The organism is Maribacter sp. BPC-D8 (genome assembly GCF_035207705.1).
GTDB lineage: Bacteria > Bacteroidota > Bacteroidia > Flavobacteriales > Flavobacteriaceae > Maribacter.
In genome coordinates this window covers 2,624,632-2,647,419 of sequence record NZ_CP128187.1, presented here as the reverse complement: position 1 = coordinate 2,647,419, position 22,788 = coordinate 2,624,632, and the positions used below count along the sequence as shown (strand labels likewise).

The following is a 22,788-nucleotide window of genomic DNA, read 5'->3' as shown; positions in this document are numbered from 1 at the left end:
TTATACTTTTAATATGGTTTAGATTTTATTCAGCTGCACAGGCATCATATGCTTGACTATAAGCTAAAAGACCTTCTTTAGTGTTTTTGTATTCACTAGCCATAATTTTTCCTTTTACCGCTTCACATTCAGTACTTAGGGCTGCTAATTTTTTATTGAAGCCGAAAACAAAATCTTTGCTCATTGTTGATATACCGTCTTCAGCATTGGTATACTTCAAAACATATTCTTTACCCATATGTTCGTACAATGATACTTTGCTACCTTGGTAAATTGCTTTTGCGAATTTCGGAGCATTAGTTTTATCACTTGCAACTGACGAAGTAAAAGTGGCAACTTCGTAAATATCACCTGTAGTTAATACAATCTGTTTACTGTCTATAGCAGCAACTTCTTGTGCTTTGTTATTTTCGTCTAGCATTTGTATTGCTGCGCTCGCTTTCGTCAATTCATCAATAGCAACTGTTGTTTGTAAAGTATCGTTAGCGGCTGTTATTAAAAACGCAACTGCCTTTTCTGATTCTTCAGCTGGATCTTCTGCATATACAATTGCTACATCTGGCTCATTTGAAAGGTCTTCGGTAATAACTTCAAAGTGTCTTGTTGAGATTTCATTTATGGTAAAATCGTTAATTAAATCTTCTGCACTATTATTCAGTCTCTTTCCGTCTTTTTTATCGTACTCGTTTGCGATAAGTAGATCTGAATATTCCTTAATTTTTTCGGGTAGATCTAAGTTCAAATAGATTTTTGCAATATTGTAGTAACTCGCATAACGCACTTTTTTATGCTGCTTGTCATCTTCATTATATCTTGTTACAACGTCGTTGAAATAATCGATCCATGGTTGCGCCTCTATTAATAAATCGCCAACTGGTTGGTCGTGCTGCATTTTTGAAAATATAGCCTTTAAAGATTCAGATGCTTCTTGGTGATTGGCAAATTCTGGGTGCTTCTTAGTAGCGATTATCCAGAAATGTTGTGATTGACTTAATGTTTTCGGTACATAACCGTATTTAAAATTGATCTTACTATTTGTTTGGCTAATCATGCTATTGCGATGCTTAGTACGATATTTGTCTCGTATACTGTAGCGATTATTGTTGTAATACGAACTTGCCTTAGAATAGGTTTTGAATCCTGTACTAGAATAGTTGTCATTTTCAGATAGTGTAAAAGAAGAGTTTTCACCAGAATCGGAATTATTAATTGATATTGTAGCAGAAGAAGAATAACTACAAATTACGTCATATGTATACGTCGTTTTGGTTACGTTTCCTTCTTTGTCTTTTTCTTCGTGTTTATTTTTTTTGATATCTACATCACCTATTTCGGTACCATGAAAAGTAAATCTAAAATCAAGGGTTCCGTTTTGTGCTACTCTAGAAAATCCTTCTAAAAAAATATTACGGCTACTAGAGGTAAAGGTTCTTTTTGAGTCATCTAGAATTGGTATTGAAGGTAAATCGACATATGAGACTTGAAAATATTCTCGGTCTAAATTTGCCCTTTGACCTAACAGTTTCGTGGCAGTAAGGCAACAGATAATTACTAATAAACTTAGTACTTTTTTCATTGTGGTTATTTTGGTTGGTTATATGAAAATATTGAACATGAGCGATTACACTTTGTATTAAAGTGTAATGTCTACGTTAAATATACTTGAATAAATATTAATGAAGTGTAGCCACTGCTGCACCAATAATACCTGCGTGATTTTGAAGCTTTGCGGGTATTACCTTGGTATCGATTTTGATTTTAGATTTAAACTCATCAAAATCTTTTGAAGCGCCACCACCTAGAATAATTAAATCTGGTGATACGATCAATTCAACATATTCTAAAAAGGTGTTGAATCTCTTTCCCCATTTTTTATACGATAGTCCTTCACGGTCTTTTGCCGATCCAGCTGCCCATTTTTCTATTTTAGAAAATCCTTTATAAGGTATTTGGCCTAACTCAAAATTAGGTATCAACCTACCATCTAAAAAAGCACCACTACCTAAGCCTGTGCCAATGGTGATCATCACAACAAATCCTTTTTCCCCTTTTCCTGTACCATAGTTCATGGTAGCATAGCCAGCAGCATCTGCATCGTTGATAACGGTAAAATCAAGTCCGGTTTTCTTTTCTAATAATTTTTCGACATTTACACCTAACCAGCTTTTATCAAGATTACCAGTAGCCTTACAAACTCCGTTTTTAATAATGGTAGGGAAACCACAGCCAACTTTGCCTTTGTAATCAAAATGTTTTACAATTTGGGCAATTACATCGGTCATTGCTTCTGGCGTTCTAGGTATGGGAGTGGGTATTCTATGGCGTTCAGAGATCATTTCTCCGGTTTCCGAATTAACTAATGCTCCTTTAATTCCAGAGCCACCTACATCAATACCTAGTAAAGTCATTTTGTGTTTTGTTATGAATTACAAAGAAACGAAAAAGAATCGGGTCTTTGAAGTGAGATTCTATATGTGAAGATACACATCTCTTTAAGCTCATTTTAGAGCATAAAAAAAGGACCTTTTTAGGTCCTTTCTGTTTATTTTACATTGGCATTAGCAACTCTACTATAGTGCTAACTTGAATTTCTTCTTCATCTTCATCTAACTCAGAATCTACAATGAACGTGATCATAAATTGTTTTCCAACAAATTTTTGGCTGTTTAAATCGAATGCATTCGCAACATCATCTGTAATGTTGGTGAACTCTGCATTGTAACCTTCGCTATCAGAAAAAACGTATGCGCCATCAACATAGCCAACATAAGTTCCGTTCATAGTGCTGGTATCTTGACCATATGAGGTCAACGAAGAAACTGCTACGAACAATACTATTAAAAGTGATTTCATTTTTTTAATTGTTTAGTTAATTAAAGATTTTTTTTGTCCGTTTTTAAATCCTGTTTATGGACCTAAAAAGTTGATACAAATGAAATCTAATTAATTGAATAACGAATAATTTTATCATTTTATTATGAATCTTTTTTTTAATCTTAATCTACTGTAATTCAGTAGCGTATTTTTAATTTTTTGTGTTAAAATAATTAGTTGTTAGCGAATTAAGTAATCTTATTTGATAGTACCTTTGCTGAATAAATTAATAGAATTCAATTGAAAAAAAATAAAATAGATTACCACCTTACTACGCTAATTGTTGTGCTCTTTGTTTTGGTTCAAAGTACAAATGCACAATCTACTTTAACTGCCGAAAATGTTCAGACATTAGTAGCGAAGTATAAAAGTGATATTCGTGGACCTTATAAAGATATTCGCTGGTTTTGTATAGACGGTAGTGTTCGTCAACCAAAAGATCCTTGCCCAGATAATATTGGTCCTGGTGTGCAACATGCGCGTTATAAAGATGAGGTAGTTGCTTTGGGTAAAAGCAATCATATTTACTTTGGTCAAATTTTAGCGTATACGACTATTGATGAACTTTGGGATACCAACCACAACCATTCTCGTTTAAAACAATATCAGTTAGATAAATATTTGAGATTGGTCGATGATGGATGGATCAATCAAAAAGGACAGTTTTATAGAGGTTCGGTTCAGGTAGAGGACGAAGAAGCTTGGGGAATCGATTTCTACAAATCGATTTTATCTAAAGATGCTGTAGTTGCCGATAACTTTTATTTTATTCGTCAGTCATTAAAAGATATTCCGCATAACGGCGATGATAATGTGGCGCAACTCATGCGAAGCGAATCGAAAGTGATTTCAGATTTGTTCGTTCCTTTTATGGATCTAAGAACAAAAATTCATAGTCAGCCCGAAAAAACTGATATTCAAAAGGTAATCGATTTTAAAGCTAAGAATCAAAAATCACTGACTACCGATTTGAATAAAAAGTTAGACGGACTTGTAACTACAATGAATACGTTTTTTAAACCTGTGGATGTTCAATCATTATTGAATAAATCAAAATTGGTGAAAGGAACAATCTTAGGTGATAAGGTACAATCATTTGTAGATGGCAGGGCGAATAATGAAGCGCCTTCGTATTCAGTAAATGAAACGGCACAGTTACTTTTAGAAATCAGAGAAGAGCTGCTAACCGAGAAGCGACCTTTAGCACGACTACAATTGCTTGATATTTCTTTAAAATTAGAAGAGCTATTATTTCAAAATGCACCTAATTGGGAGCCTACAACGGTAAGCGGACAGTTAGAAAAAATATGTGCATTGACTACGGCATCGGTCGGTGCAGGATATTTAGAACTGTGGGAATGGGAACAGATTTCTGGAGCCCTTAGTAAGTTCAATCAAGATCAATTAAGCTTGGCAGAATTAACGCAGGTATTAGAAACAGCTAGAGCAGCGGTAGAGTGGAGTGCAGCCATGGTAAAAGCAAATTACCAAGAAGTTGTAAATACATATACTACGTTTGAACCAAAAGCTTATGCATTTATAGATGATAGAATAAGAGGTTCGGTAGCATTGCATTTAGGGCAAAGCGTTGGTGAATTGGGTGATTTTATTTCAAAAGAATCTGCCTTGACCAATAAAGTGATGGATGTTGCCAACCAAAGTACATTTAGAGGGTTAAACCCTGGGTATGCGTTTGGGGAGTTGGTGGTTGTTGATGGCTCTTCTGAAGATATTGAAGTATCGGCAGATAAAATTTATATTTTTCAGCGCTCACCGTCAGACTTAAAACCTGTTGCGGGTATTGCTACTGTGGCAGAAGGTAATATGGTATCGCACGTGCAATTATTGGCGCGTAATTTGGGCATACCAAATGCTGCCTTATCTGATCAAAATCTTCAGAGTTTAAAGAAGTATAGTGGCCAACGTGTATTCTATGCGGTATCTAATAAAGGAAATGTGATTTTGAAACCAGAATCGCAGATGACGGATCAAGAACGCGGACTATTCGTAAAGAAAGAACGTAATACCGATAAGATCGAAGTGCCTGTTGAAAAGATTCAATTAGGCAATACCGATGTTTTGAACATGCGCGATGTTGATGCCAGTGATTCAGGAGCTTTATGCGGACCAAAAGCGGCTAACCTTGGGCAGTTGAAAAAGATGTTTCCTGAGCAGGTAGTTGAGGGATTGGTGATTCCGTTCGGAATTTTCAGAGATCACATGGATCAGCAAATGCCTGGTGAAAATAGTTCGTATTGGGAATATTTGAATGCCATGTTCAAAGAAGCCGAGCGTATGCGAAATGCAGATGTACCAGAGCCAGAAGTTGAGAATTATCAATTGCGACAGTTAGAAACCTTAAGAGGTGCTATCAAAAAAATGCCGCTGAAAGAAGATTTTATGAATCAGCTTGAAAGTAAATTCAAATCAGTTCTTGGGTCTGATTTTGGTAAGGTTCCTGTGTTTTTACGTAGCGATACCAATATGGAGGATCTAAAGGAGTTTACTGGTGCTGGATTAAACCTGACACTTTTTAATGTGTTAGATAAAGAGAAAGTTTTAGAAGGCATAAAAGATGTGTGGGCTTCACCATATACTGAACGTAGCTTTAAATGGAGGCAAGTATATTTGTTGAATCCTGAGAATGTTTTTCCTTCTATTTTGGTGATACCAAGTGTAGATGTAGATTACTCGGGCGTATTAATAACCAAGGGTATCAATTCTGGTAATGATAAAGATTTAACCGTGGCTTTTAGTAGAGGTGCAGGTGGTGCTGTAGATGGTCAGTCCGCAGAAACCTATACTATATATGATAGTAACGGCTATCGTTTATTAGCGCCTGCACGCGAGCCAATGTATACTACTTTACCTGCAATTGGCGGAACTGGCAAGAAAGTTGCGACGTTTCAGAATAGGGTAGTGAATGAAAAGAATATGAAAGATATTAAGACCTTGGCGAAAACTATTCGAGAGACCTTGCCTAAAGAAACAAATTCAGATTATGAAGGTGCTTATGACGTGGAGCTTGGTTTCAAGGAGGATAAATTATGGTTATTTCAAATTAGACCATTTGTTGAGAATAAAAAAGCATTGAGTTCTGGGTATCTAGAATCTATTACACCGAAAATTAATACAGAGAAAGAAATCTCTTTAGGTACAAAATTGTAATATGAAAAGAATCTATTTGTTTTTAATTGCTTCGTTATTTTTTGTTTTTACTGGGTGCGATGCAGATGATGACGATGTTGTTGATGAAGAATTACCAGCGTCGACTATAGCAGGTTTTAATACATTTGGTTGTCTTATTAATGAGCAAGTCTATGTACCTGAAAAAGGGAGCTTTTGTTTAGACTGTGCAGATGCACCTAAATTGCAATTAACCTATGGCGAAGTCTTTGAAGAGTATCGATTTTCTTTAGGTACATTCAATGATACAGACGGTGACGTGTCTATTACGCTAGAACTTTTTAATGGAACTGAACCGCTGACCGAAGGGCTATATTCTCTTTCACAAACTACATTAGAAGCGAGTGATATGCCCATAGCTAATGCTACTTGTAGGATTAATAAAAAAATTAGTGGAGAAAAAATTGAATCAGAATTTTACTCTAATGAAAGCATTGGTGGAGTTTTAGAAATAATAAAAATTGATGAAGAGAAGAAGTTCATATCAGGAACTTTTTATTTTTCAGCAGTAGATGGCAACGGTCAATTCATTAATATAACCGATGGTCGTTTTGATGTTACGTATAAGAGTTTTTAAAAATTACTATTAATATAAGTATGAAGAAAATTATAGTATTACTAATTGTTGTGTTAAGTGTATCTGCATTTACAACATACAAATATTACCCAATTGACGGTTACGAACGTACAGGTATTAAACGTTTAAAGCGTTTAGAGATGATTAAAAACGGAGAGATAAAAGATGCATCTGCATTACCTGCCGGAGCCATGAAATCGTACAGCGATATTCAATTGAACTTGCTGTCAAGAAAGAATGATAGCGCAATGGGATTGATGCAGGTGAACGAAGATTTTCAGAAAGAAATCAGTGCACTTTTCCGCGGATTGGATAAAAGTTATTCCCTTACTGTTTTAGATATCTCTGACCCAGAAAATGTACGTTATGCCGAACGAAATGAAACTGCAGGGTATCAGCCAGGGAGTGTGGGTAAATTGGCGGTATTATTGGGATTGTTCACACAGTTAGAGAAAATTTATCCGGATTCATTCGAAAAAAGAACGGAGCTGTTAAAGAACAAATCTGTAAAATCGGGAGTTTGGGGATTAACTGATGAACATACTATACCTATCTATAATATTGAAAAGAATACACTGGTAAAGCGCCAGGTGATTGCTAGCGATGTGTTCTCATTATATGAATGGGCAGATCACATGTTATCGGTGAGTAATAACGGTGCGGCAAGTATTGTATGGAGAGAAGCGCTTTTAATGGCGGCATTCGGAGAGAAATATCCAGATTTGACTCAAGAAGAAGCAGATGCTTACTTCAAAGAAACACCTAAAAAGGAATTGACAGACTTGAGTAATGATGTTGTCAACCTGCCATTGCGTGACTTAGGTATCACTTCAGATGAATGGCGATTGGGAAGTTTCTTTACTAGAGGTGCAAATACTTATGTAGGGGATAAAGGTGGTAGTATCGGTTCTCCGCAAGGATTAATGAAGTTTTTGGTGCAGTTAGAGCAAGGTAAAGTGGTCGACGAAGCATCTAGTTTAGAAATGAAGCGATTAATGTATATGACCGATCGTAGAATTCGTTACGCACAATCGCCAGTTTTGAAAGATGCTGCAGTGTATTTTAAATCGGGCTCTTTATATAAATGCGATAGAAGCAAAGGGGAAACTTGTGGAAAATATATGGGGAACGTAACCAACTTTATGAACTCGGTTATCATTGTTGAGCATCCAGACAATTGTAGGTATATGGTGGTATTAATGACGAACGTACTCCGTAAAAACTCTGCTAGTGATCATATGTATTTAGCGGGTAATATTGATAAAATTATACGAAAGGGGTAAATTTCGAACTTCTAATTCATTCTATTAAAATAACCTATTGTGCTATATGTCAATAGGTTATTTTCATTTTAAGAGGTTTTGAATACTTAAGAATACTTAATCTAAAGTTAAAAGTTTTTTTATATCAAAGCACTTGCTTAGTTTTGTGGTGTAATTAGAAATAATGGCACGTAAAAAGCAATATAACGAAACTGAGGTCATAGAAAAGGCAATGCGCTTGTTCTGGCGTAATGGCTATGAAAGTACATCGGTTCGTATGTTAGAGAAAGAAATGGGTATTAACCAATTCTCTATCTATGCCAGTTTTAAAAACAAAGAAGGAGTCTTTTTAGAGAGTATAAAATTCTATAACGCCCAAATAAAAAGTATTACAGATACATTAGAAAAATCTAACAATGGTGTGTTAGGTATTAAAGCGTATTTTTTTGACTTTCTAGAATTCTCTAGAGAAGGAGCCATCTTTAAAGGATGTTTGGTTACCAATACGGTAAACGAAATAAAAGAAGATTCTAATCCGACGATAATGGCAGCTTTAAAACGTTTTTCTTCAAATATTAGAGAACTGTTTGTAAGGAATTTAAAGCAAGACGACGAAAGGCATGTAAAAGAAATAGAAGTACAAGCAGACTATTTAATGAATGCGCTTTTAGGACTTTCAATTTCTTCTAAAGTATTTAGTGAAGACCAACTACAAGGTATTATTGAAATGACATTTTTACACCTGTAGGTTTTTTTTGAACAATAACTAAGCGATTGCTTAGATTTAACATAAATATAGTAATTAATAAAAACAATAAGATTATGACAACTTTAAAAATACATGATATCGAGTCTGCACCAGAAGGTAGCAAAGCATTATTAGAAAGCTCTAACAAGGCATACGGAATGATTCCTGGTCTTCACGGGGTGTTGGCAGCATCGCCAAAATTATTAGAAGCATACCAAACATTACATCAGTTATTTACAGAGACTTCTTTCAACGAAGAAGAGTTGACTGTAGTATGGCAAGCAATTAATGTTGAGCATGCATGTCATTACTGTGTACCAGCACACACAGGTATCGCTAAAATGATGAAGGTTGATGATACTATTACAGATGCGTTACGTAACGAGACTCCGTTAGCAAATGCAAAACTAGAAGCTTTAAGAACAATGACTTTAGCTATTGTTCGTAACCGTGGTAATGTAACACAAGAAGATTTAGATGCTTTTTATGCAGCTGGTTATGGAGAGCAACAAGTATTAGAAATCATTTTAGGATTATCTCAAAAGGTAATTAGTAACTATACAAACCATATTGCACATACCCCTGTCGATGCAGCTTTTCAAAAGTTTGCATGGTCTAAATAATTGAGGTTTCATTTTCCCCCGAAACCATATGTTGATTGAGTGATTAAGTATAGCCTTCTGTCTTTGGGCAGAAGGTTATTTAATTCTCGGCATTATTTATCCATAATTTAAACTTAAATCATGAGTACAACAATAGAAAATAAAGTAGCTTTAGTAACTGGTGCTAACAGAGGTATTGGTAAAGCGATTGTAGAGTCATTTTTAAATCACGGAGCTAAAAAAGTTTATTTAGCAGTACGTGACACAAATTCTACAAAAGAATTAGAAGAGAAATATGGTGACAAGGTTGTTACTGTAAAAGCAGATGTATCGAATACCAAATCTATTCAAGATTTGGCAGCACAAGCTACCGATGTAGATATCGTAGTTAATAATGCAGGTATAGGTACACCGTATGCTACAATAGGTGAAGATTTTGAAAAAGACTTTACAAACCAATTACAAGTAAATACCTTTGGGTTATTACGTATAGCAAATGCATTCGCAAAAACGTTAGTAGATAAAAAAGGAGCATTGGTTCAATTGAATTCTATTGCTTCATTAAAGAATTTCCCTCAATTATCTACTTACTCTGCCTCAAAAGCAGCGTCTTATTCATTGACACAAGGGTTAAGAGCTGATTTGGGTGCAAAAGGGGTTCAAGTTTTAAGTGTACACCCTGGTCCTGTAGATACAGATATGTCTGCTGCAGCGGGTTTTGAAGGTGCTGCGCCGACATCTGATGTGTCAGAAGGTATAGTTACAGCATTGGCAGCAGGTGATTTTCACTTGTTCCCCGATGATATGGCAAAACAGTTCGAAGGTGCTTATCAAAGCTTTTCTGACAATATAGTTTTAGCAGATTTTAGCGAATAATAATTGAATTATAGGTCTTAAATGATCACTGAATTTTAATACTTTAATACATATCAAAATGAAAAAAGTAGCAATAAACGGAATGGGGCGTATTGGTCGCGCTTCTTTAAAAGTAATTTTGGATACTCCAGAGTTAGAATTAGTAGCTGTAAACGATATCGTATCTATCGAGAATATTGCTTATTTACTTAAGTATGATTCAGTTTACGGTATATATGAAAAGGAAGTTTCGCATGATGAAAACAACCTAATTATAGATGGTAAAAAAATACAATACAACTCGCAACGCAATCCTGAAGATTTGCCTTGGGCAGCACATAAAATTGATGTCGTTATTGAAAGTACCGGTTTCTTTACCAAAAGTGAAGATGCTAAAAAGCATATAAAAGCGGGTGCTAAATCTGTTATAATCTCTGCACCGACTAAGAGTGAAGATATACCAACAGTTGTTCACGGAGTAAATACTGCAGCCGGTAAAACAAATATATTCTCTTGTGCTAGTTGTACTACCAATAATATTAGTCCAGTAGTAGAAGTGTTGGGTCGTAGAGTTGGTATCAAAAAAGCCATTATGACTACGGTTCATGCATATACCGCATCTCAAGGTATTGTTGATGCACCTTCTCAAAAGAACTTGAGAATGGGTCGTGCAGGTGCGGCGAATATTGTGCCTACTTCAACAGGTGCGGCAATTGCAACCACCAAAGCATTACCAGAATTAGCTGGTAAGTTCGATGGTGTTGCGCTACGTGTACCGATTCCGGTAGGGTCAATGTCCGACTTAACTTTTGTTATGGAACGCGATGTAACAATTGAAGAAGTGAATGCTATCTTTAAAGAAGAAGCGGCAACCGACAGATATAAAAATATTTTAGATACTACAGACGAACCTTTGGTTTCTTCAGATATTGTTAAGAATCCGCATGCATCTACTGTCGATTTAGGTATGACAAGAGTAGTAGATGGCGATTTATTGAAAGTGATGACGTGGTATGATAATGAATGGGGATTCACCAATCAAATGATCCGTCAAATATTGTCAGAAGTATAAACATAAAAGTATCGGGTAGGTCATCTTTATAAAAAGGTGCCTGCCCTTATTTTAACTATAAAATTTAAGAAAATGATAAAAGTATCAGTAATGTACCCGAATAGTGAAGGTGTAAAGTTCGATGCGGACTATTATAAAAATACACACTTGCCAATGGTTCAAAAACTAGTGGGTAGTGCGTTAAAAGAATTAGAATTAGACTTAGGTGTTGGTGGTAGAGCACCTGGCGAAGCTGCACCTTATGTAGCTATTGCACATTTAAAATTTGAAGATGTAGCTTCTTTTCAAGCAGCTTTTGGTCCGCATGCGGCAACATTAGCTGATGATCTTAAGAATTACAGTAATGTACAAGGTGAAATTCAGATTAGTGATTTAGTGACATTTTAAGGACTTAAATTCTGTAAAGAGAACACTATTCAATATAGTAAAGCTGAAGAATTGTTTGATGCAAAAGTGTTGAGTTAGTTGTGTGATTTTAGATGTAGTAGTAAACAGCACTTTATGCATTCAAAATATAATAGAGGTATTGCTAATTGCTAGAAGTCTTTAAAAAAATCAGTTGATATCTATGGAAGTTAATGATGTTACTATAAAAAAGGTTGCAAGCCAATGTTTTAGAAATGTCTTTAGAACAAGTACCGCTGAAACTGGTTTTTATCATATTGACTTAGGGAAAAACAGTACTCCTTTTGAATTCAGGACTTTTATGACAGACCTAAAGAAAGAACTTTCGACTTTAAGTGCTAGTACCTTTAATAAAAATCTGAGCTACCATTGGTTAGTTCGTTTTGATCAGCAAGTGAACACACCGTTTCACATAGATAATGCAGGTCATCAATCTTTTTTACTATTGGGCTACGAGCCTACTGAAATTGAAAGTGAGTTGCATTTGGCTGATTACCATAAATATGCGAATGATAGTGATGATGCAGAGAATTTTGCAGCCAATTTCACTCCTGTGTTTAAAGGTGATGAAGCTTTGTTAGCACCTTATGTCACTAAAATAAGTGCGATTAAAAAAGATACTTATAGTATTGTGATTATGAATAATAGCAGTCCGCAGGTGCATCAAGAAACCTTAGGTGTTTTTCATAAGGCTGTAATTATAAAACAAGATTTAAGTAAAAGCAGAATAGTAAATTCTATGGTTCTTAATATGACAACGGATGATGAAACTGTTGAGGACCGTTATCGAGAAGAGAAATTTTTGAATAACACTGCTATCAGCAAATAACAGAAAATATGAAGGAGAAATTAAAAATTGATATTGTATCTGATGTTGTATGCCCATGGTGTATTATCGGATATAAACGCTTAGAAAAAGCGATTTCAGAACTTGGCATTGCGGATCAAGTAGAGATTGAATGGCAACCGTTTGAGCTGAACCCTGGTATGCCACCAGAAGGTCAGAATATTACGGAGCATATTACCGAAAAATATGGTTCTACAGTAGAACAACAGAAAGAATCACGTGATAACATGACCGATGTTGGTGAAGCGTTAGGATTCAAATTCGACTATTTTGATGAGATGCGTATGTCGAATACTTTCGAAGCCCATGTGTTGTTAGAATATGCGAAGGACTTCGGAAAACAGACCGAACTAAAAATGCGATTTATCACTTCTTTCTTTAGCGAAAGAAAAGATGTGTCTGACAGAGCTGTTCTAAAACAAGCTTTGTTAGATGTAGGGTTGAATGCAGACGAAGCTTTGGCGAAACTAGATAATGAGGAAGCACGATACGAAGTAAGAAATAAACAAGGCGAATGGAAAAATATGGGTGTAAACTCTGTACCAACTATTGTCTTTAATAGAAAAAGTGCCGTAACAGGTGCGCAACCTGTTGCTACTTTTAAACAAATACTTGGCGAGCTAATTGCCGAGAAGTAAAATATAAATCTGTCTATTATGAGTACAACAAATAAAGGTGAGTTAGATACATTGTTAGCCGCAAAACGTCAAGAGGGAGCTGCGAAATTTACCGAAGAGAAAAAACAGGTATATGCTGAGGGTATTTCAAGTGTTGCCGCATCGGGAGTATTAGAAAATGCATTAAATGTCAATAGCAAAGCACCTAACTTCACTTTAAAAAATGCGTTGGGTAATTCGGTTTCGTTATACGATGAATTAAAAAATGGACCTGTAGTTCTTACATGGTACCGAGGTGGTTGGTGTCCGTATTGTAACATCACACTGCACTATTTACAAGAAAAACTTCCTGAATTTAAAAAGGCAGGTGCCACCTTAATTGCGTTAACGCCAGAGTTGCCAGATAATTCTTTGTCTACTTCAGAAAAAAACAAATTAGAATTTACGGTATTGAGCGATGTGGGTAACGTTGTTGGTAAAGAATATGGCGTGGTGTATACATTGACTGATGAGGTAGCTACTTTGTATGAAGCAGGTTTTGGTTTGAGCAAAGTAAATGGCGATGATAGTAATGAACTGCCATTAGCTGCGACTTATGTGATCGATACCGATGCCATTATTCAATATGCTTTTTTAGATGCAGATTATACCGAAAGAGCAGAAGTGTCAGAAATACTAACGGCTTTAGAAAAGTTGAAATAGCCTCAACAACAATTTAACCACCACTAATTATGAATACGAACAAAATAATTTATTACGTCGCTACAGGTATTTTCACCTTGGTAATACTGTTTTCTGCAGGTATGTATTTCTTTAATCATGAATATATTAAGGGAGCATTTACAAGTTTAGGCTACCCAACCTATTTAATTTATCCGTACGCTACCGCAAAGTTGGTGGGACTGTTTGCTATCTGGAACCCTAAATTTCATGTGATTAAAGAATGGGCGTATTCCGCATTTTTCTTTGCAGTTACCTTAGCATTTTTCGCACATATAATGGTAAGTGATGGTGAACAAATGGCAGCTGTAATTGCTTGGGTGGCATTGGTTGTTTCTTATATTTTTAGTAAAAGAATTTAAGTTTATTAAAAGCCAAAGGGGAAAAGTATTCTATTTAGGTAATCTAACCATTATTATAATGATAGTTGTTGCTATAGATACACTTGTATTCTGATTTTCCTGTAGAGATACTTTCTATGGAATTTAAACCATCTGTAATTCCAACTACTTATATAGTATTGGCTTTTTTAAACTTGTATTTATATGAAAAATCGAAATCATGAAAAATTTCAGTTATATCATTATTCTTTCTGTTTTACTTTTTTCTTGTAAAGAAAAAATAGAAAATAAAACACAATCAACTCCTGTCATAGCACAAACAGAAACACCGAAAATCACCCCAATAGCATCTTTTAAAGGGCAACAAGTAACTGGGGTTTCCGTGAGTAATGATGGGCGTATTTTTGCGAATTTTCCTAGATGGAGAAAAGGAGTTAAATATTCTGTAGCAGAAATAACAAATGGTACAACCGCTCCTTTTCCAAATGAAGAGTGGAACTCTTGGAAAATAGGAAACAAAACAGAGGCGAATAAATTTATTGGTGTACAATCTGTTGTCGTTTACGACAATCTTATCTATGTTTTAGATACTAGAAGTCCCCTTTTTCAAGAAGTTTTAGATGCACCTAGAATTTTTGTTTTTGATATAAACACAAAAAAATTAGAGCACACTTATATTTTAAACGAAGACGCTTACCATCCTAATTCTTATATCAATGATTTACGTCTTGATAAAAAGAACAACAAAATTTACTTTACAGATTCTGGTAATTCTGGTTTAGTCATTTTAGATTTAAAAACTGAAAAGTTCACTAGAGTTTTAGATAACCATTCTTCTACAGCAGCAGAAGTAGAATTTTTAACTTTTGAGGATAAGAAATGGACAAATTCTGTAAATTCAGATGGAATTGCTTTAGACACCAAGAATGACAAGCTATACTATCACGCCCTTTCAGGGTATAGTTTATACAGCATACCCACAAGAGTACTGACTTTAGATGATGAAAAAGATATTGAAAACGCAGTAACTTTTGAAGCTAAAACATCTGCACCCGACGGAATGATTTTTGACGAAAACGGAAATTTATATTATGCAGATCTAGAACACAATAAAATTATGTATCGCAAACCAGACGGTAGTATACATACTTTAGTGGAAGGTGATGCCATAAAATGGGCAGATACCTTTAGCATATTCGAGGGTTATTTATATTTCACCAACTCTAGGATTAATGAGGTAACTGCAGATATTTCTGAAATGGAATTTACCATTAATAAAATTGGATTAGCAAATTAGTTCTTGATGCTTCAAGAGTAACTTGATAGTGAAACATTAATTATCTTCATAAAATGAAAACCAAACCTAAAGTATTATTCTTTGATGTCAACGAAACGCTTTTAGATCTTACAAAAGTTCAAAAGAAAGTAGGAGAAGCTTTAGGCGGAAGAGAAGATTTGCTCTCCCTTTGGTTTACGACTATGTTACAGTATTCATTAGTGACTTCGGCAAGTGGTCAGTACAAATCCTTCGGGCATATTGGTGCTGCCGCTTTACAAATGGTGGCAGCAAATGTTGATATTTCCCTATCGGAAGATGAGGCACGCAAAACTATTGCTGAGTCTATGGGTAATTTACCAGCGCACCCAGAAGTAAAAGAAGCACTTACACAATTGAAAACTGCCGGTTACAAATTAGTAGCCTTCACCAATTCATCTAAAGACGGATTAAAAAAGCAATTTGAATATGCCGGATTAACCGAGTATTTTGATGAAATGCTAAGTGTAGAGCCAACGGGTAAGTTCAAACCCTTTACCGACACTTATGCATGGGGAGCAAAACAAATGGGCGTAGAACTAGAGGAATGTATGCTAATCGCAGCCCATGGTTGGGATGTTGCCGGTGCACTTTGGGCAGGGTGGCGCGCAGCTTTTATTGGTAGACCTGGTCAACAGGTTTTCCCTTTAGCTCCAAAAACAGAAATTGTAGCGACTGACCTGAAAAAGGCAGCAGACATTTTAGTGACCTATAGCTAGAAATTATAACCATTTCATTTTCAAATAAAAAGCATCTTAGAATATGTATCTTTGGCGTACCATTAACTAAAGAAAGTATTACATGTTTAAAAGAACACTATTTGTTGCCCTAATTGCACTTACCCTAACTTCTTGCTGGAAAGATAAAAGTCCCGAAGACCTTATTCGTTTAAAAGACAAATTTAAGTCTCAAGTCAACGATTTTGAAAGTAAGAAAGAGACCGCCAATAAAAATGTAAATAGAGGTCTAGAATCTTTAAATGCCTTAAAAAGCGCTTTAGAAGATACTAAGAATGAAGATAAAGAATTCGCGAAGGTATATGGCGATTGGGAGAAAGTAGATCGTCGTGTTCAGAATTTGAACAAAGAATACGAAGATTTAAAAGAGAAGGCTTCTAACTTGTTTACAGCTATGGAAACACAGACCAATAGCCTAAGTGATGAAAAGAGCAAGAAAACACTATTAGGTGCCATAGAAAAAGCACGTACCAAGTATAATGGTACTTTAGCGAATACATCGCAAGCCATAGATAAATTAAGATTACTACATGGCGATGCCGTTGAGGTGGTAAAAGCCTTAGAAGTAGCTGCTGCCTTAAATTCGTTCGATAATATTAATGATCAAATGAAAAGCATAGAAGGTCGTGTAGACGGTATTATGCAAGAATTGAATGTTGCCGTAGTAGAAAGTAAAAAACTATACGAAAAGAAGATTACCGAGTTAGGGGAAGAGTAGTATAACTGCATTCACCTTTTACTAGAAACAGCCAGTATTTTTTAAATACTGGCTGTTTTTTTATGGGTTAGTTTTTCAACAAAGACATCTTTGTTAATGTTATATAATTTGAAATGCTATTTGTTGTATTCTAATTAGTACCTATTTGATTACTGGAAAGATGTTTTTCATTTTGTAGTTATAACATTACAAATTTTGATTCCTTTTCGTATATTTCTTGGCTTGAATCAATATCATTCTTTTATTGATATAATTTTATTTAAAAAAATAGAGATACCAATTATGAAAAAACTTCAACTTTTAAGCATTCTAACTCTTTTGTTTATTTCAAGCGCATTTGGTCAAATAGACACCAAAGAATTGGAATCTGAAAACCAGAAACTCAAGGCAGAAATTGTGATTAAAAAAGAAACTATCTCTAAGCTTGAAGGGGAAGTAAATTACTTGAAAGAAACTTTGGATTTAATCGATTCAAAAATATCTAAAGATGAAAAGGATGTTTCCTTTAAGATTAATCTTGTAGAAGGTGATTTGGATACAGGAAAAATTATTATCGAAGGAATTTTGATAAATAATGGAGTTGTGAGGTCGATCCAAGGTCAAAAAGCTAATGCTTTTGACCCAAAAGGAAATGGAATTAATTCTTATAAAGTTAAGTTCGGAGATGTTGCAAAAATTTCTAAATTACTTAAAGATGTTCCTGTAAAATTCAATATTGAACTCGACCCAATATCTGATGCACCACCAATACTTAAAGCACTAACAGTGTATTTCTATTCAAATGTAGGCTATAAAAAAGACCCGATAAATGTTGTGTTTAAAAACCTAAATGTAATTTGGAAGTAAATTAAATAAACTATAAACTTAATAAAATTAGAATTTATGAAAAAGATAATTACCACCTTATTGCTGGCTTTTATTTTGACTTCTTGTTCTTCGGGTGGTCCTAAAAGTGCCGCTAAGAATTTTACAGAAAATATGTCAAAAGGTAAAATTGAAGAAGCCAAGAAATACGCTACAGAATCAACAGGTAAATTACTTGATTTTGCTAGTAGTTTAGGAAGTTTGCCCATAGAGCCTGATTTTAAATTTAAATTTGTTAAAGACTCTATAGTTGACAATAGAGCTTGGGTAACTTTTATAGATGAAAAAGGGAAGGAAAATGATTGTGAACTTGTCAAAATAGATGGGGAATGGCTTGTTCATATAGAGTCAAAAAAATAATCTTTTTAATTACTTTAACGATATTTTATGCTTGTCAAGAACGATCTGAAAAAATCATTTCCTCTGAAAGTTTTATTCCTGATAAATTAGAAAGCGGACTGCTCATTTGTCGATTAGGCAATGGTTATTTTTCTAAATACTTTAAGAATTATGGATCAAAGGAAAAGAAGTATTCTCATATAGGAATGCTATCCATTGAAAATGATAGTTTATTTGTATATCATTCAGACGCAAGTGAGTTTACTGGTGTGGGATTGGTAAAAAAAGAAAATTTCAATTCTTTTGTTAAAGGTATAAAAACGTATGATTATTTTGAACTGAAATTTTCAAATTCAATAAAGGAGAAAATTTTAGATGAAGTAAAAAAATATTATAAAGCTAAAACGCCTTTCGATTTAGAATTCAATAGCGAGAATGACGATGAGTTATATTGTACAGAGCTAATAGCTGTGTCGGTCAATAATGTTTTTGATTCAATCAAAGTATTTTCACCAAGTATATCCTTAAAAAATAGAAAAATTTATGCTTTAGATGATATTTATTTAAATCAACATGTTGTAAAATTTCTACCGTAAAAAGATGGTATGACTAATTATAGTATATAAATGTGCTTTTTAAATAGCCGTTAAATGCTTAATTATTATCAAATCTTCTTATTGAAAAATTTAAGGAAAATAAAAGACTAATTATATGCCAAGATGAATGATTTGATTTCTGAAAAAGAAATTAAATTAATTGATAAACTTGACCAACAATACTGGGATTCAGTTCAAGACATTATAGCAATAATGTTTTAAAATATACGATATAAATAAGTTTAATTATGTATAAAAATAATTACCCAGTATAGTTTTTAATCAAAGATTGTTACGTGTTTGTAACGGCTGAGTTTATTGCGAAAAATCCTCGCACACAAACCAGCAACTACTTATATATAATCATTAGGGCACATTAGAAAAAAATGAAGTACATAACATTAACCATAGGATTATTCATCGTCAATTTTGCATTTGGACAACATTTGTATACTGAAAAATATGATGAATGTAAATTGAGTAGATTTTGTTTGGATTGTGGAGACACTAAAGCTGAACCACCAATAGATTTTGTGACTGATTTTCTATCCAGTCTCAACGAAAAGTCATTAAAAAAAATAAAAGGTTCAATTGCTGTCCAGATTCTAATAGATTCAATAGGGAAACCTTGTCTTTTAAGCGCACAAAATGAGACAAACGTGAAATCCTCAAAAATAAAATTACAAACAGGAATTAACAACACAAATAATTGGTTACCTGCGATTACTAAAGGAAAAGCGGAATCAGCTTCGGTTTCGTTACTCTTAATCTTCGAGGATGGAAAATTAGTGATAAGAAGAAGAAACTTTGATAGTAAGAATCAATCGAATATGAAATCGGTCGGAACTTCAGATATTAAAGGTACGAGAGAATCAAAACTTTCTGAAAGTTGGACAGTTTACAATCAAAGTAATTCAAAATTACCTTGGGATATGTCAAGAGTAGTATTAACAGATAAAAACAACACACTTTGGGTTGGAACTGATAATGGTATTGCAGTTATGAAAGGAGAAAATATCGAAATAATTAATTCTAATAACTCTAAACTAAGACCAACCAAATATAATGAGAACCAAACATCTTCAATACGAGGCGGAGCAGTTGACCAACTAAATAATAAGTGGTTTTTTGGTGGCTATGAACTTTACAAGTTCGACAATAAAAATTGGACAGTTTTTGACTCTTTGAATTCACCAATTGGTTGGATGAGAAAAATTCATGTCGACAAGAAAAACAATTTATTTCTGACGTCTTCTAAAGGAGTGGTCAAATACGATGGTAATAGTTGGTCAATAATTGATACTTCGAATTCTAAACTCCCTTCTAACAAAGCTTCCGGAGTTTTCGTAGACAGTAAAGAAAGATTATGGATTGGAACTTATGATGGTAATATTAGAATAGATAACGATAATACAACAGATTTTAATAACTCTAAATCACCTTTAAAAGAAGGAGCTATTTCACAAATGCACGAAGACAAGTTTGGTAATCTTTGGTTTGATCTTTATAATAATGATGATAAGTCAAAAGGAGGTATGTTTATTTTAAGAACTAATGGACAATGGGAATCAATAAGACCTAAAAACTCTAAACTATTTACAGTTAATGATATTAACAACTTCCTTTTGGATGAGGACAAGAATATTTTATGGATTGCGCTAAATAGTGTTGGACTTATAAAGTATGATATTACAAATGATAAATGGGAAACCTATACAAATGAAAATTCTAATGTCCCAAGTATTCACGTAATGCAACTAACAAAAGATAAAAACGGAATAATTTGGGCTGCGACATTTGCAGGATTGATAAAACTGAACGCAGAATAACGTACCCTGACAAAAAACAGAGATAAAATCAACCAAATTCTTCTCTAACCTAAGACACTGCCATTCAAAACTCAAAGAATCTGAAATCAGATTCTTTGAGTTTTTTTTAAACGAATGAGCCTTGTCGAGGCTTTAAAATATTGATAATTTTATGAGGATGATATGGTTTTCGAAATACTTCAGAATGATTTACGTTATTATCAAAAGTGAAATACACTTTTAATCTTTATTGGTTATTAATTCAATTTTTGTAAAATAGAATTATGAGAAGAAATTTGGGCTATATACTATTACTTCTATTTTGTGCATCTTGTGTTTTTCAAGATGCCAAATTGTCGACTATCTATAACATACAAGATGACCCGCTAAAAATTCTGATAATTAAAAATTATAGCGATAGTACACGAGTATTACTTATGGTACCTATGGCGATAGAAATCAATAACAGCAATCACCAATCAGTTAAGTTTACAAAGATGGCATATAGTCAGTCTGGAGGGAATATCTACAGCATGATTGGACCTAAACTGTTTGAATATGTAAATAATCAACTTACATACGAACCTGTAAAAAACAGAACTGTAAGTAGTAGAAGTAGTGAGAGCTATAAGTTATATATGGCTTATAATGTAACCTTAGACGGCACGATTAGAGAAAAAATATTTAAAGATTCTGTCTTTTCTCATACTAGAAATGATAAAAATGTTTTTAACATACCCAACACAGAATTAAACTTAGGTATGTACAGCGAAAAAATCTCGGATAGTTTAAAAGGTTTTATTCATCTCAATTACACGAATCCAAAAAACGATCAATTAGACTATTTAAACATCCCTATACAATTTTAGCATCGCAAGGTAATGCTACAGGTCTCATTCATTAAATCTCGCTTGAGCAATTGTTTATAGATTAATATTTATAATTTTATATTAATGCATAATAGTTCAAGAAAGAAAACATATCTCTTATTCGGAATGATTTCCTTATTTTTTCCGATAAATCTATGTAAAAAAACAGTTTTGCTTAATCTAAAATATTATGAGTGTATCTAATGCTGAAAATGAATGGTTTGACTTTACATCTCAATTTGTCACCAAATTAAATGATAATAATAATGATTGGAAAAAATTAGATGATGAAGAACAGGAATTGGCTTCTTTGTGGAAGTTAGAAATGGATATTCATAATGGTGGTTTTTTACAGTTTTTTACAAATTGGGGTGTTGAATGTTATGATAATGCCGTGAGATGTCTGAAAAAAATGGGAGCAGTTAAATGCCTAGCGATTATCGAATCTTCTTATGAGATTATTGAAAAATATAAGGATGATAAAAGACTAACTACTTACCAAGATTTATATGATTTAATTTCTAAAAAAGAAATGAAATTAATAGATAAGCTTGACCAACAATACTGGGATTTACCCGAAGACATTATCGCATTAACTTTTAAAACATACGACAAAAGCAAGTTTAATAATGTATGAAAATTAGTGTAGTTTAATGCTTAAATAATGTTTGTATAGTCTGATTCTTCTTCGAGAAATGTTCGCAAAAACTGCAACTATACGTGTAAATAACTTTTGACGGTAATTACAAAATGAAATACATCTTTTTAATTCTACTAATGATTTCATTCTTCACTAGCTGTAAGAATAAAAACGATGAAAAATATCAGCAGGTAATAAAAGCGCCATATGAGAATGGGGTTGATAAAGCTAAAAAGCCTCCTAGTCAAATCATAAAAAACGGCGATACAATTATAGTCAAGCAAGTTGATAAGATAGAAGATTATGATAGTTTTACTTTAAGGTCATTTTCATATGTATGGATGACAAATAAAGATACCCTTGACCTTAAAATTCAAGCTAGAGAATATTTAATGGATGGTAGTACCCCTATTTTTCATATAGATATTAGACACTCAGAAGAAATGTATTTTTCCACAGCTTTAGAATATCTTAAAAATAGTATTCCAATTATTCAAGAAGATTTTAAACTGAAAAATTTAGGTTCATTGCAATTTGAAAGCACGTTTTTGTATAAAGATTTTAAAACAACTTTGCCTAAAGAGTATGAAAGTAAATATGGTAAAGAGCAAATAAGCTATTTAGAAATAGATGATTTTCTCAAAGAATCTAGTATTGACGATGAATTAAAAAAGGCGCTATTTTTCTTAAAAGAAAGAACTTATGAATACGCAATAGAAAAATTTATAGTTCGTAATTCATTCATTACAGGAATAGCTATTTTAGTTAGAATTAAAACTGATGAATAAAGAAGCCT

General features: G+C 33.7%; 25 protein-coding genes. 22 read left to right on the top strand and 3 right to left on the bottom strand.

Features of this window, described 5'->3' with window-relative positions:
• Nucleotides 1–25: 25 nt before the first annotated feature.
• From QSV08_RS11760 to QSV08_RS11750, 3 genes are all read right to left on the bottom strand, one after another.
• The gene (locus tag QSV08_RS11760; RefSeq protein WP_324023539.1) at nucleotides 26–1,576 is read right to left on the bottom strand and encodes a hypothetical protein; all 1,551 of its coding nucleotides are present in this window, start codon (nucleotides 1,574–1,576) and stop codon (nucleotides 26–28) included.
• A 97-nt stretch (nucleotides 1,577–1,673) separates the two neighbouring features.
• Nucleotides 1,674–2,408: a polyphosphate--glucose phosphotransferase gene (gene ppgK / locus QSV08_RS11755; protein WP_324023537.1), complete on the bottom strand. Its 735-nt coding sequence runs from the start codon at nucleotides 2,406–2,408 to the stop codon at nucleotides 1,674–1,676.
• 139 nt (nucleotides 2,409–2,547) lie between these two features.
• Complete coding sequence (locus QSV08_RS11750; RefSeq protein WP_324023535.1) at nucleotides 2,548–2,853, bottom strand: hypothetical protein; 306 nt, start codon at nucleotides 2,851–2,853, stop codon at nucleotides 2,548–2,550.
• Nucleotides 2,854–3,876: 1,023 nt separating this feature from the next.
• Here QSV08_RS11750 and QSV08_RS11745 point away from each other — a divergent pair.
• The 22 genes from QSV08_RS11745 (at nucleotide 3,877) to QSV08_RS11640 (ending at nucleotide 22,780) form a co-directional block, all read left to right on the top strand.
• Complete coding sequence (locus QSV08_RS11745) at nucleotides 3,877–6,042, top strand: PEP/pyruvate-binding domain-containing protein (RefSeq protein WP_416382059.1); 2,166 nt, start codon at nucleotides 3,877–3,879, stop codon at nucleotides 6,040–6,042.
• A 1-nt stretch (nucleotide 6,043) separates the two neighbouring features.
• Complete coding sequence (locus tag QSV08_RS11740) at nucleotides 6,044–6,637, top strand: hypothetical protein (protein ID WP_324023531.1); 594 nt, start codon at nucleotides 6,044–6,046, stop codon at nucleotides 6,635–6,637.
• A gap of 20 nt (nucleotides 6,638–6,657) precedes the next feature.
• Nucleotides 6,658–7,920, top strand: a complete 1,263-nt coding sequence (locus QSV08_RS11735; protein ID WP_324023529.1) for a serine hydrolase — start codon at nucleotides 6,658–6,660, stop codon at nucleotides 7,918–7,920.
• 163 nt (nucleotides 7,921–8,083) lie between these two features.
• Nucleotides 8,084–8,647: a TetR/AcrR family transcriptional regulator gene (locus tag QSV08_RS11730; protein WP_324023527.1), complete on the top strand. Its 564-nt coding sequence runs from the start codon at nucleotides 8,084–8,086 to the stop codon at nucleotides 8,645–8,647.
• A gap of 74 nt (nucleotides 8,648–8,721) precedes the next feature.
• Nucleotides 8,722–9,270 (top strand): carboxymuconolactone decarboxylase family protein, encoded by a 549-nt coding sequence (locus QSV08_RS11725; RefSeq protein WP_324023526.1) that lies wholly within the window; start codon nucleotides 8,722–8,724, stop codon nucleotides 9,268–9,270.
• Between the two features lie 120 nt (nucleotides 9,271–9,390).
• Nucleotides 9,391–10,125 (top strand): SDR family oxidoreductase, encoded by a 735-nt coding sequence (locus tag QSV08_RS11720; protein ID WP_324023524.1) that lies wholly within the window; start codon nucleotides 9,391–9,393, stop codon nucleotides 10,123–10,125.
• A gap of 58 nt (nucleotides 10,126–10,183) precedes the next feature.
• On the top strand, nucleotides 10,184–11,176 hold the full coding sequence (gene gap / locus QSV08_RS11715; protein WP_324023522.1) for a type I glyceraldehyde-3-phosphate dehydrogenase: 993 nt from the start codon (nucleotides 10,184–10,186) through the stop codon (nucleotides 11,174–11,176).
• Between the two features lie 72 nt (nucleotides 11,177–11,248).
• On the top strand, nucleotides 11,249–11,563 hold the full coding sequence (locus QSV08_RS11710; RefSeq protein WP_324023520.1) for an EthD family reductase: 315 nt from the start codon (nucleotides 11,249–11,251) through the stop codon (nucleotides 11,561–11,563).
• 181 nt (nucleotides 11,564–11,744) lie between these two features.
• Entirely contained in the window at nucleotides 11,745–12,410 is a 666-nt protein-coding gene (locus QSV08_RS11705) for a hypothetical protein (RefSeq protein ID WP_324023518.1), read from the top strand.
• An 8-nt stretch (nucleotides 12,411–12,418) separates the two neighbouring features.
• Complete coding sequence (locus QSV08_RS11700) at nucleotides 12,419–13,066, top strand: DsbA family oxidoreductase (protein ID WP_324023516.1); 648 nt, start codon at nucleotides 12,419–12,421, stop codon at nucleotides 13,064–13,066.
• An 18-nt stretch (nucleotides 13,067–13,084) separates the two neighbouring features.
• The gene (locus QSV08_RS11695; protein ID WP_324023514.1) at nucleotides 13,085–13,747 is read left to right on the top strand and encodes a peroxiredoxin-like family protein; all 663 of its coding nucleotides are present in this window, start codon (nucleotides 13,085–13,087) and stop codon (nucleotides 13,745–13,747) included.
• Nucleotides 13,748–13,776: 29 nt separating this feature from the next.
• Nucleotides 13,777–14,127 (top strand): DoxX family protein, encoded by a 351-nt coding sequence (locus tag QSV08_RS11690; RefSeq protein ID WP_324023513.1) that lies wholly within the window; start codon nucleotides 13,777–13,779, stop codon nucleotides 14,125–14,127.
• Nucleotides 14,128–14,326: 199 nt separating this feature from the next.
• The gene (locus tag QSV08_RS11685; RefSeq protein WP_324023512.1) at nucleotides 14,327–15,403 is read left to right on the top strand and encodes an L-dopachrome tautomerase-related protein; all 1,077 of its coding nucleotides are present in this window, start codon (nucleotides 14,327–14,329) and stop codon (nucleotides 15,401–15,403) included.
• A gap of 53 nt (nucleotides 15,404–15,456) precedes the next feature.
• On the top strand, nucleotides 15,457–16,140 hold the full coding sequence (locus QSV08_RS11680; RefSeq protein WP_324023511.1) for a haloacid dehalogenase type II: 684 nt from the start codon (nucleotides 15,457–15,459) through the stop codon (nucleotides 16,138–16,140).
• 82 nt (nucleotides 16,141–16,222) lie between these two features.
• Nucleotides 16,223–16,876, top strand: coding sequence for a hypothetical protein (locus tag QSV08_RS11675; RefSeq protein WP_324023510.1), 654 nt, complete (start codon nucleotides 16,223–16,225; stop codon nucleotides 16,874–16,876).
• 282 nt (nucleotides 16,877–17,158) lie between these two features.
• Complete coding sequence (locus tag QSV08_RS11670) at nucleotides 17,159–17,722, top strand: hypothetical protein (RefSeq protein WP_324023508.1); 564 nt, start codon at nucleotides 17,159–17,161, stop codon at nucleotides 17,720–17,722.
• A gap of 36 nt (nucleotides 17,723–17,758) precedes the next feature.
• Nucleotides 17,759–18,100, top strand: a complete 342-nt coding sequence (locus QSV08_RS11665) for a DUF4878 domain-containing protein (protein WP_324023506.1) — start codon at nucleotides 17,759–17,761, stop codon at nucleotides 18,098–18,100.
• Entirely contained in the window at nucleotides 18,070–18,675 is a 606-nt protein-coding gene (locus tag QSV08_RS11660; protein WP_324023504.1) for a hypothetical protein, read from the top strand. The genes QSV08_RS11665 and QSV08_RS11660 overlap by 31 nt, the downstream gene beginning before the upstream one ends.
• Nucleotides 18,676–19,061: 386 nt before the next feature.
• Nucleotides 19,062–20,504 (top strand): ligand-binding sensor domain-containing protein, encoded by a 1,443-nt coding sequence (locus QSV08_RS11655; protein WP_324023502.1) that lies wholly within the window; start codon nucleotides 19,062–19,064, stop codon nucleotides 20,502–20,504.
• 263 nt (nucleotides 20,505–20,767) lie between these two features.
• Nucleotides 20,768–21,352 (top strand): hypothetical protein, encoded by a 585-nt coding sequence (locus tag QSV08_RS11650; protein ID WP_324023500.1) that lies wholly within the window; start codon nucleotides 20,768–20,770, stop codon nucleotides 21,350–21,352.
• Between the two features lie 190 nt (nucleotides 21,353–21,542).
• On the top strand, nucleotides 21,543–21,989 hold the full coding sequence (locus QSV08_RS11645; RefSeq protein WP_324023498.1) for a DMP19 family protein: 447 nt from the start codon (nucleotides 21,543–21,545) through the stop codon (nucleotides 21,987–21,989).
• 140 nt (nucleotides 21,990–22,129) lie between these two features.
• Nucleotides 22,130–22,780: a hypothetical protein gene (locus tag QSV08_RS11640; protein ID WP_324023496.1), complete on the top strand. Its 651-nt coding sequence runs from the start codon at nucleotides 22,130–22,132 to the stop codon at nucleotides 22,778–22,780.
• Nucleotides 22,781–22,788: the final 8 nt, after the last annotated feature.